The organism is Inquilinus sp. CA228 (genome assembly GCF_052078665.1).
GTDB lineage: Bacteria > Pseudomonadota > Alphaproteobacteria > DSM-16000 > Inquilinaceae > Inquilinus.
Window position 1 is genome coordinate 31,016 of sequence record NZ_JBQJIK010000076.1, and the last position, 10,814, is coordinate 41,829.

The following is a 10,814-nucleotide window of genomic DNA, read 5'->3' on the forward strand; positions in this document are numbered from 1 at the left end:
GGGAAGGGCGCTACCCCTCCACCTCCTCCACCATCCGCATCTCGTCGCTGGCGGCGGCGGAGAGCAGGATGGTGGCGGTGGCCTGCAGATGGGCGCCGAGCAGCGACGCGGCCGCCTCGGCGTCGCGGTCCAGCGTCGCCGTCACGATCTGCTGGTGCTCCTGCTCGATGTTCCGGGTGCTGCGGGTCAGCGGCACCGAGATCCGGCGATAGCGCTCGCTCTGGTCGTAGAGCTGGCCGCGCAGCCGCATCAGCCAGGCGCTGTCGCAGCCCTCGACCAAAGCACGGTGGAAGGCGGCATGCGCCTCCGCCCAGTCGTCGTTGATCCGCTCTGGGTCGCCGGGGTCGCGCTCCGGCGTGCGCGACAGCCGATGGGTGGCGGCCACCAGCTTCGATTCCCAATGCACGTCGCCGAGGCGGATGGCGCGGCGCAGGCACAGCGTCTCCAGCTCGATCCGCGCATTGGTCAGGTCCTGCAGGTCGGCGGCGGAGATCGGCGCGGCGCGGAAGCCGCGCTGCGGCTCGGCCACCACCAGCCCCTCCGAGGTCAGGCGCGACAGCGCCTCGCGGATCGCGCCCAGGCTGACGGCGAGGCGCCCGCACAGCTCCTGGATCTTCAGGCGGCTGCCCGGAAGGATGCGGCAGGACAGCAGGTCCGCACGCAGGGCCTCATAGGCGCCTTGGGTCCGATTGAGCGTGGGGTCTCGGGCCATGATGCCTTGTGCTTGGGGCGCCTCGAGGGGCGCCTCCGGATTGGACGTCGTCATCCTGGATTATCGAAGCCGATCCGGCACGGGTCAATAAAATATATTATCTGTTGACTGATATATGGACGGAAGGCATCGTCCCAAGAAAGCCGGACCCGCCGGCCGCGCATCGATGCACAAGACTGGGCATGAAGACAGGGGAGCCGCGATGAACAGGGTCATCTTCCGCAACGCCATGGTCTGGGACGGCAGCGGCGCCGACGCGTTTCCGGGCGACGTCCTGGTCGAGGGCAGCCGCATCCGCAGCGTCACCCGCACCCCGGGCCAGCTGGTCGCCGACGGCGCCCAGTCGATCGACTGCCAGGGGCGGACGCTGATGCCGGGGCTGGTCGAGGGCCACGCCCACATCTCCTTCGGCGGCGCGGTGAACGACAGCGACCTCGGCAACATCCCGCCCGAGGAGCATGTGCTGCTGACCATGCGCAACGCCAAGACGCTGCTGGACCACGGCTTCACCAGCGCCTATAGCGCCGCCACCTCGAAGCTGCGGCTGGATGTCGTCATCCGCAACGAGATCGAGGCCGGCCGCCTGCCCGGTCCCCGCATCCGCGCCGGCAGCCCGGAGATCACGGTGACCGGCGGCCTCGGCGACGAGCGCAAGCAGCACATGTATTACGAGAGCTTCGGCATGATCGCCGACGGGCCGGAGGAGATCGCCCGCGCCGTACGGCTGTGCTGCCGCGAGGGCGTCGACAACATCAAGATCAACATCTCCGGCGACGATCTCGGGCCGAAGGCCGGCGGCGGCGCCACGGTGATGCGCGAGGACGAGGTCCGCATGGCGGTCGCGGTGGCGCGCGACTTCGGCAAGAAGATCAACTGCCACGCCCGCGCGGCGGAATCGGTCAAGCGCGCGGTGCGCTGCGGCGTCGACGTGATCTATCACTGCGAATCCGCCGACGAGGAAGCGATCGACATGCTGGAATCGGCGAAGGACAGGATCTTCGTCGGCCCGGCGATCGGCATCATCTACGCCACGCTGCACGAGGGCGAGCCGTTCGGCTTCACCCGCGAATTCGCGCTGAACATCGGCATGCAGCGGGTGCTGGACACCAGCCGCGCCGTCTACCAGGAGCTGCGCAAGCGCGGCGTGCGGGTGCTGATCGGCGGCGACTACGGCTTCGCCCAGACCCCGCAGGGCCAGAACGGCCGCGACCTGAAGCATTTCGTCGACCTGCTCGGCTACAGCCCGAGCGAGGCGCTGGTCTGCGGCACCCGGATCGGCGGCGAGGTGATGGGGCTGAAGGGCGAGCTGGGCGAGGTCAAGGACGGCTACATCGCCGACCTGCTGCTGGTCGACGGCGACCCGCTGCAGGACCTCGACATGATGGTGCACGAGAAGAACCTGCTGGTGATCATGAAGGACGGGGCGCTGTACAAGGACAGCTCGGCCGTGCTCAGCCGGTCCCAGGGCGCGGTCGCCGCCTGACCATGGCGGCGCCCGAAGTGCCGATCGACGTCGATCCCGAGACCGGGATCTGGCGCACCGACGACCTGCCCATGGTCTACCTGCCGCGCCATTTCCTGGTGAACAACCACCGGGCGGTGGAGGCGGCGATGGGCATCGAGCCGTACCGCGCGATCCTGCGCCAGGCCACCGAGGCCTCGGCCGTGCACTGGTGCGCGGTCCAGGCCCGCAGCCTGGGGCTGGACCCGGAGCAGACGGTGCGGCGCTACTTCCAGCGGCTGTCGCAGCGCGGCTGGGGGCGGTTCGAGGTCGAGCATCTCGACGCCGCCGGCGGGCAGGGCCGCATCGCCCTGTCCGCCTCGGTCTTCGCCCTGGAATACGGGACGGGGGCGGGGCGGCCGGTCTGCTACATGTTCGAGGGCTTCATGACCGGCGCGCTGCGCCACCTGCTGGGCGACGCCGGAGCGACGGCCACGGTGGGCTGCGAGGAGACGCAATGCGCCGCCCAGGGCCACGAGCATTGCCTGTTCGAGTTCGGCGTCGACCGGCCGGCATGACGGAAACGTGAAGCGACCCGCCGCGCCGCCTATTCCACGACGATCCGCACCGGCCGCGACTCGCCGTCCTGCAGCGGCAGGCGCAGCTGGAAGCGATGCGCCCCGGGCGTCAGCTTCCAGTACACCGTCTCGTCCGGCCGCGCGGTGCGGAACGGCAGGCCGTCGACATACCAGACCACCTGGGTGACGCCGGGCGCCGCCGCAGCCTTCAGCGCCAGCCGGTCGAGCGCCGGCGGCATCTCCGGGTTGCGCCAGATCCGGGCGTTCTGCTCCGGCATCGTGATCGACAGGCGCGGCGGTTCGGGGGTGCCGATCGCCGGCCCATCCTGCCCCGGCACCGGCCCCGGCGCCCGGACGACGGCGGGGATCGCGGCCGGCGGCGTGGCATCCGCCCTGACCCATTCGACCACGCGCTGGCGGCAGAAATCGGGGGCCGGGCCGCCGGCCGGCACGCACAGCTCGACCGGCTTGTAGGCCCGCGGCACCGGGAAGCTGGCGTCCAGCAGGTCGCCGGGCCGGGCGCCGTGCAGCGCCATCAGCACATCATGCGCCAGCTTCGCGGCCGACCCGGCGCCGGCGACCTGGCGCATGGTCCCGGCATCCGGCCGGCCGAACCAGACCCCGACCATGTAGTCCTGCGACCACGCCACCACCCAGGCGTCGCGATATCCTTGTGAGGTCCCGGTCTTCAGCGCCACCGGGAACGGGAACTCGGTGGTGCCGTAGCGCGGGAAGCTGGGCAGCCGCGCCATCGGGTCGGACAGGAACAGCGTCACCAGCCGGGCGATGTCGGCCGACAGCACCCGGCGCGGCGGCGCCAGCGGCTGGCCGCGGTACCACACCAGGTCGCGCAAGGTCCCGTCATCGGCCAGCGCGCCATAGGCCTGCACCAGCCGGTCCAGGCTGGTCGGCAGCGACCCGATCGCCATCGACAGGCCGAAATTCTCGGCCGGCACGTCCAGATCGTGCAGCCCCAGCTCGCGGAAGAAGCGGAAGCCGCTGTCCAGCCCGACCCGGCGCAGCAGGTTGGTCGCCGGGATGTTGCGCGAATTGGCCAGCGCCTGGCGCGGCAGCACGGGACCCAGGAAGGTGCGGTCGGCGTTGGAGATGCCGGATGCGCCTTCGGGCATGTCGGTCATCACGTCGGTCGGGCTCAGCAGGGTGCGTTGCATCGCCAGGGCGTAGATGAAGGGCTTCAGCGTGCTGCCGGGCGACCGCACGGCGCGGCTGAAGTCGATCGACCCGCCATTGGCGCCGCCATAGCGGGCGGAGCCGACATCGGCCAGCACCTCGCGGCTGTCGCGCCGGGCGACCACCACGGCCACCTGCTGCGCCCCCATCGGGCCCAGCGCCCGCAGCTGGCGCCGCGCCGCCGCCGTCACCGTCTGCTGGATCCCCAGATCCAGCGTGGTGCGCAGCCGCGGATCATTGGCGGGCAGGGCCTCGGCGCCGTTCCGCGCGATCATCTGGCGCAGCCGCAGGATGGCGGGCACGGCGTCGGGCCGGCGCGGCACCGGCGGCAGGCGCAGCTCGGCCAGTTGGGTGGTGGCCAGCGCCAGCTCCTGCGGCCCGATCACGCCCTGGCCGGCCAGCTCGTCCAGCGCCCGCTGGCCGCGCTGCTTTGCCCGGGCCAGCCCGTCGGGCCGGCGCGGATTCATCAGGCTGGGCGCCTGCGGGATGGCGGAGAGCAGGGCGATCTCGGCCCAGCTCAGATCCGCCACCGGCTTGTCGAAATACCAGCGCGCGGCGTGGGCGATGCCGTGGCTGCCATTGCCGTAGGGCACCAGCCGCAGGTAGTGCGCCAGCAGCGTCTGGCGGTCGTAGCGCTGGGTCAGCACCAGCGCGGTGCCGGCCTCGACCGCCTTGGACCACAGGTTGCGCGCCGCCGGCTGCTGCATCCGGGCGATCTGCATGGCGATGGTGGAGGCGCCGGACCGCACCCGGCCGCCCTCGAGGTTCTGCCACAAGGCCCGGGCCACGGCGCGCGGATCGACGCCCGGATGGTCCCAGAAGCGCCGGTCCTCCAGCGCCAGCGTGGCGCGGACGACCCGGTCGGGCAGCGGATCGACCGTCCAGTAGCCGTAATCGACGAAGCGCCTGCCGTCTGCCGCGCGCTCCTCATGGCCGATCTGGGCGACGAACGCGCCCTGCCGGTCGTACAGGATCGGGGTCGGCGCCGGCGCCTCCAGATGCGCCCGCTGCGCCACCTGCACCGCGAACAGGCCGAACACGGCGAGGCCGAGCGCGAGTGCGCCCCAACCCGCCCGGCGTCGCCACCGGCGGCGGGGCGGTTCGGGGGTGTCGCGGGACTGAGCCATCCTTGCCCGGCCTACGGGCTGACGACGACGCGCTGGCCGGCGCTGGCGCCGTAGACCCCGGCCCGGTACATCATCTCGGCCTCGCCCGGCGGCTGGATGAAGCTGCCCGCCACCTGCGCCCGCAGGCGGAAGCGCAGGGTCAGCGTGCCCTTGTCCAGCCGGTCGTAGAACACCCGCACCTCGTCGTCGCCATAGCTGGCATAGCTCGGCGGCACCGACGGCGCGGCCGAGGGCACGGCCTCCGCCGGCGCCGTCGCCAGGTTCGGGTTCAAGGGCTCGAACCCGGCCGCGATCGGCAGGCGGATCGCGACCTGGGTGCGGGCCTCGGGGTTGATCAGCTCCGCCACCTCCTCGACCACCTCGCCGGCGGCGACATGGATGGCGCCGTCGCCGCCCGGGTCCAGCCGCTCCAGCGGGCCGTCGGCCGGCACGCGGTACAGCTGCCGGGTCAGGACGAAGCCGTCCTGCACCGGCGTCGCCGCCGATCCCGGCGCCTTCGGCAGCCAGCGTGCGTCGCCCAGCGCCACCACCGTCTGGCCGCCCCGGTTGGTGACGCCGACCGGCCCGGCCTGGTCGATGCTCCAGCGCAGCACCGGTGCGTCCGGGTCCAGCGTCCCGGTCTGCTCACCGCCGGGCAGCGACGCGGCAACGGGCACCGACCCGCTCGGCACGACCCACGCGGCCGCCAGGGCCCGCAGCGCAGCCGCATCGGCATTGGTGCTGCCCCAGCCGGAGCCGTCGCCCAGGCCGATCAGCCCGGTGCGCAGCTGGCCCAGCAGCGGGTCCTCCGGCGCGGCGCGGACCACCGCCAGCAGCACCTCGGACAAGGTGCGGGTCTCCGACGGCAGCACCATCGGGTCGGCCGGCCGGTCCTGCAGCCCGGCATAGACCGGCTGGCCGTTGCGCGACAGCAGCCGGACATTGGCCTTGACCTGGTCCAGCAGGCTGGCGACCCGGGCCGGGTCGGCGTCCGGCGCCGCCGCGACCACCGCGGTGATCTGCGCCAGCGATTCCAGCGGCAGCAGCGAGGCCCGGCGGCTCAGCTCCGCCAGATAGGCCGGGTCGGCGGCGCCGCCCGCGGCCAGGGCCGACAGGGCGGCGACCCGCTCGCGCACCTCCTCGCCGGTGAGGAAGCGCGGATAGTCCGAGCGCAGGGCCTGCTTCAGCACCTGGGCCAGCCGGTCCTTCAGCGCCGGGTCGACGGTCTCGCCCGCCTGCTCCGCCTGGATCACGAAGCTGTAGGAAGCGGCGGTCAGCATCACCGAGCCGCGCGACTTCGGCCAGAACCCGACCAGCCCGTCCTCGTCGGTGGTGCGGATGATGCTCTGGATCGTCTTCTGCACATCGGCCGAGATGCGGTCCTGCAGCCCGGCGGCTGCGAGGACCGGGGCGTAGGGCTTGAGGGCGAGCTCGGCGCTGGCCAGCGCCATCACCTGCTCGGTGCAGCCGAACGGATAGTCGGCCAGGGCATTCAGCCCGGCGACCAGCCGCACCAAAGCGGGGTCGGCCGCCATCGCCACCGACGCGGTGTAGGAGCCGGGGCGGACGTCGCCGGGCGCCGCCAGCAGCTCCTGCGTGGCGCCCGGCGCCAGCTCGACGATCCGGCGTTCTCGCAGCGGCGGCCGGTCCGGCCGGATCGGCAGCGCGATCTCGACCGCGTCGCCGGCCTTGTCGGCGTCGCGCTGCAGCAGCAGCCGCAGCTTCGCCGTGTCCTGGCCCGGCGCCGGGTCGGGCACCGAGACCGGGAAGCTGATCCTCGCCGGCCGGTTGCCGTCCCAGGCGAAGGCGCGGTCCTTCGACCCCTGCACGGTCAGCCCGTCGACGCTGATGCCGGCGCGGCCGGAGCCGCCCGGGCCCTCGACCACGCGGCCGACCAGCCCGGCGTCGAAGCTGTCGCCCGGCCGCACGAAGCGGGGCAAAGCGGGCTGGGCCACGATCGGCTGGCGCACCTTGACCTCGCCGGTGCCGAATCCGAAGCGGTCCGGCCCGCTGGTGACCACGGCGCGCATCTTGTAGACGGTCAGCGTGTCCGGCAGCTTGACCTTGACCTTGGCGGTGCCGTCGGGCCCGACCTGGACATGCGGCAGGTAGATCGGCACCGGGTTGAAGTTGCGGCGGACGGAGATGTTCTCCACCCCCCATTCATCGGTCGCCTCGTCGCCGCCCGGCACCTCCTCCAGCGGGATCACGCCGAAGGCCATGTTGCGGGTGTCGCGCGCCGCCATCTGCGACAGGCGGGCGACGATGAACTTCGGCAGCGGGTCCAGCGGCTGCTCCCGGGCCAGGGACAGCACCGCCTGGTCGACCATCCAGAAGGTGGCCTCGCCGGCCAGCGGCTTGCCCTTCAGGTCGGCCAGATGCAGCGTCACCTCGATCTCCTGCGCCGGGCGGGCGCTGGGCGGCGCGTCCAGCGTCACCGCCACCTGGTTCTCGACCTGCGTGACCTTGACCCAGGCGGTGGTCGCCAGCGTCACCGGCTTGCCCTGGTCGAAGGGCGCGGTGGCGGCCTGGGCCTCGCCGGGCAGGCGCCCGCGCATGATCAGGAAATGCACCGGCAGCCGCGGCATCTGCGCCTTGCGCGCCGGCACGGCATAGCGGCCGAAGCCGTTGGCGATGTCGACCCAGTCATAGCGGAACTGGCCCTCCGGCTCCTCCACCACGGCCAGGGCGCGGGCGGTCTGGAACGGGCTCTCGATCACCAGCGTCGCGGTCTCGCCGGGGACGTAGGCTTGCCTGTCGGCGGTGACGGTGACGTTCTGCCCCGGCGGGCGCGACCAGGTCACCGGCGTGTCGCCGGCGGCGAACAGGTCGACCTTCACCGACTGGCTGCGGCCGATCTTGTCGGCGGCTTCGACCGAGACGATGTAGACCCCGGCCTCCGGCAAGGCGAAGTGCAGCGCCTGGACGTCGGCGGTGGAGGTGATCTTCCGCTCCTCCAGCGTCTCGTCGATCACCTGGGTGACGTATTTGGCCGAGCCCTGGCTGAAGTCGCTGGCCTGCAGCACCGAGTTCCAGTTGCGATGGATCAGCTTCACCGTCATCTCGACGCCCGGCAGCGGCTTGCCGGCGGCGTCGACCGCCAGGATCTCCGGGTCCACCGCATCCGCCTTGGGCAGGTAGCGCGGCACCTTCAGCCCCAGGGTGAAGGGCGGCAGCGCCACCACATGCTGGGTGCTGCGGATCTGCATGTCGTCATCGCCGGTGACCGTGGCCTCGACCACGTAGCGGCGCGGCTGGGCGGTCGGCTCGATCGTCGGGTCCAGCGTGATCTGGGCCGACCCGCCGGCATCGGTCTTGCCGTCCTGCTGCAGCACCGGGGTGGAGCGGAACTCATGCTCGCCCGAGAAGCGGGAATCGCTGGAGAACTGGAAGCCCTCGCGCCCCGGCGGGGTCCAGCTGTACGGGAACTGCGTCACCCGCCACTTGATCGGGCGGTCGGCCAGGAGGCCGCCGGCGAAGTAGCGGGCCAGCAGCGAGACCTGGAGCTGGCTGTCCAGCGGCGCCGAATCCGGGCCGTTCAGCAGCACCTCGAAGGTCGGAAGCTTGTAGGCCTCCTTCTTGAACGGCACCTGGCCGCATTCGTCGCCGTCGGGGTCGACGAAGCGCACGCTGTAATCGCCGGTCGCCTCGGTGGTCTCGTCGAAGCGCTGGTAGAAGCCGCCATTGCCGTCCAGCGTCACCGGCATCCGCCATTCCTGGTCGTCCGGGCCGTTGACCACGACCTCGCCCTTGCCGTTGGCGAAGGACAGGCCGCCGCCGAGATAGGAGCGGACGAAGCCGCGGATCTCCACCGCCTCCTCCGGCCGGTAGATCGGCCGCTCGGTGAAGACATGGCACAGCATCTGCGGCCGTTCGCGCCGCGCCGCGACATCGCCGAAGCCCCAGGCCAGCCAGGATTCGTCCGGCTTGGTCCAGTTCTCCTGCGCGTATTGCGCCGGGCCGTTCTCCGGCTCCAGCACCAGCGTGTCGGTGCCCTTGACCACGACGATGCGCCGGATCTCCGGCTCGGCGGCATAGGCGCCCTTCGGCGCCCAGGTGAAGCCGCCATCGGCCCCGGTGACGCCGCGGGCGAGGGTGACGAACTGGTCGTCGCGCACGCCCTCCAGCCGGATCTCGGCGCCGTCGACCGGCTTGGCGCTGTTCAGCGAGGTGACGGCGAAGCGGATGCGCTGCGGCTCCTCCACCGTCGACAGGGTCAGGTCGGTGACCTGCAGCCGCAGCCAGCGCCGGTCGGCGCCGTCGACCGGCCGCAGCCCGACCAGATAGGTGCCGGGCTGGCTGGGGCCGGCGATCTTCGCCAGCAGCGGCTTGAGGTCGAGGCCGAACTTGGCCGAGATGCCGCCGCGCAGCGACGGCAGCGGCAGCAGCTCGGACACCGCCGGCGAGCCCAGCGCAGCGATCCGCTCCGCCATCGCGTCGCGGTCGATCGCCGCCGCATCCTTCCAGGGCGACGGCTCGTTGCCGGCCAGCGGCGGCGTGGTGTCGTCCTGGGTGGTCAGGCCCTCGGCCGGGAACGGCCAGAAGTCGCGGCCCAGCGGGTCGATGCGGTGGATGCGGATGTCGGCGCGGTCATAGCCATGGCCGCGCAGCGGCACCATCTGCGGGCCGAACCGCTCGCTGATGCCCTGGCCGGCGTCCCAGGCCAGGGCCGGCAGGTCGGGCGGGAACACGAAGCGGGCGTTGGTGGCGGGGCCGGACAGGGCGCGGCCGCGCACATCCTTCAGGCTGCCGGGGTCGACCCGCAGGGTGTAGACCGTGTCGGGCAGGAACCGGCCGGTCAGGGTCAGGTCGCGGCCGTCGGGCTCCAGCGCCAAATCGTCGACCGCCGGGGTGAGGCGGAACACGTCGCGGGCGCGGACCAGATCCAGCGCCTCCGGCTCGTTCGAGAAGCGCAGGCGCAGCCGGCGCTCGCCGGTCGGCCGCGCCTCCTCGCCCTCATAGGCCGGCGGCTGGCTGCAGCGCAGCACGCCGTCCTGCAGATCCTGCTGGAAGCTGCCGCCGCAGGCGGTGTCGGTGACCGTGAACGGCGCGGCGCTGCGCAGCCGCAGCTCGAAGATCGGGTCGTCCAGCCCGGCGGCGTCGGACAGGCGCAGCCGCAGGATCGCCATCCGCCCATCCGGAATCGGCTGGCGCAGGGCCACGACATAGCCCTGCTGGGCGGCGCGGTCGGCCCGCTCCAGCGCCTTGATGGTGAAGTCCTGCGCCGTCAGCTGCTGGCTGCCCTGGCCCCCGATGTTGGGTAGGGCGAAGCCGGGCAGGGGCCGCAGCTCGATGGTCAGCAGCCGGGCCAGGGCCTGGACGTCGACCGGGTCGGCGAAGGTCAGGCCGATGGTGTCGAGATCGGCGATGCCGTCCGGCTGGTCGGCCGGGCTGGTGGCGACCGGCGTCGGCAGCAGCGGCATCAGCTCGGTGGCGTGGCCGGCGGAGGTGACGGTGACGCGGCGCAGTGGCTCCCACGGCTCGGCCGGGCGGAACTGCAGCACGCGGGGGCCCAGCCACTGCCAGGCGCCGGGCTGGTCCGGCGACAGCGTCGCGTATTTCGCCGGGTCGTCCTCGGGCCCGCCGGCGCGCGGGCCGGTGTCGCGGTCGAAGAACACGGTGACCGGGTCCCAGCGGCGCAGGAAGCGCTCCGGCACCACCTGGGCGCCGTCGGCGCGCTGGATCTGGTCCAGTGCGGCCGGCGGAGCGGTCTGGGCGGCGGCCGGCGCGGCCAGCGGGCCGGCGACCAATGCGAGAGGCAAGTGATGACCCGCCTTCCCCTCATC

General features: G+C 72.5%; 5 protein-coding genes. 2 read left to right on the plus strand and 3 right to left on the minus strand.

Translation table 11 applies throughout. From position 1 onward, the window contains the following. Positions 1–10: 10 nt before the first annotated feature. The gene (locus ACTOWL_RS29820; RefSeq protein ID WP_441324919.1) at positions 11–712 is read right to left on the minus strand and encodes a GntR family transcriptional regulator; all 702 of its coding nucleotides are present in this window, start codon (positions 710–712) and stop codon (positions 11–13) included. A 202-nt stretch (positions 713–914) separates the two neighbouring features. On the opposite strand from ACTOWL_RS29820, the gene ACTOWL_RS29825 reads away from it, so the two are divergent. Continuing rightward, complete coding sequence (locus tag ACTOWL_RS29825; protein ID WP_441324920.1) at positions 915–2,195, plus strand: amidohydrolase family protein; 1,281 nt, start codon at positions 915–917, stop codon at positions 2,193–2,195. Positions 2,196–2,197: 2 nt separating this feature from the next. Continuing rightward, complete coding sequence (locus tag ACTOWL_RS29830) at positions 2,198–2,731, plus strand: DUF5943 domain-containing protein (RefSeq protein WP_441324921.1); 534 nt, start codon at positions 2,198–2,200, stop codon at positions 2,729–2,731. Between the two features lie 29 nt (positions 2,732–2,760). Here the strand turns inward: ACTOWL_RS29830 and ACTOWL_RS29835 are convergent, their stop codons facing one another. Together ACTOWL_RS29835 and ACTOWL_RS29840 are read right to left on the minus strand one after the other, a co-directional pair. After that, positions 2,761–5,049 carry a transglycosylase domain-containing protein gene (locus tag ACTOWL_RS29835; protein ID WP_441324922.1) on the minus strand — a complete coding sequence of 763 codons (2,289 nt, stop codon included), beginning with the start codon at positions 5,047–5,049 and terminating at the stop codon, positions 2,761–2,763. Positions 5,050–5,060: 11 nt separating this feature from the next. Beyond that, complete coding sequence (locus ACTOWL_RS29840; protein ID WP_441324923.1) at positions 5,061–10,790, minus strand: alpha-2-macroglobulin; 5,730 nt, start codon at positions 10,788–10,790, stop codon at positions 5,061–5,063. Between the last annotated feature and the right edge of the window lie 24 nt (positions 10,791–10,814).

What these genes read in the sequence shown, in the direction of transcription:
- ACTOWL_RS29835 (WP_441324922.1), bottom strand. Translation starts at nt 5,049, where the DNA reads ATGGCTCAGTCCCGCGACACCCCCGAACCGCCCCGCCGCCGGTGGCGA.
- ACTOWL_RS29830 (WP_441324921.1), top strand. Translation starts at nt 2,198, where the DNA reads ATGGCGGCGCCCGAAGTGCCGATCGACGTCGATCCCGAGACCGGGATC.
- ACTOWL_RS29825 (WP_441324920.1), top strand. Translation starts at nt 915, where the DNA reads ATGAACAGGGTCATCTTCCGCAACGCCATGGTCTGGGACGGCAGCGGC.
- ACTOWL_RS29820 (WP_441324919.1), bottom strand. Translation starts at nt 712, where the DNA reads ATGGCCCGAGACCCCACGCTCAATCGGACCCAAGGCGCCTATGAGGCC.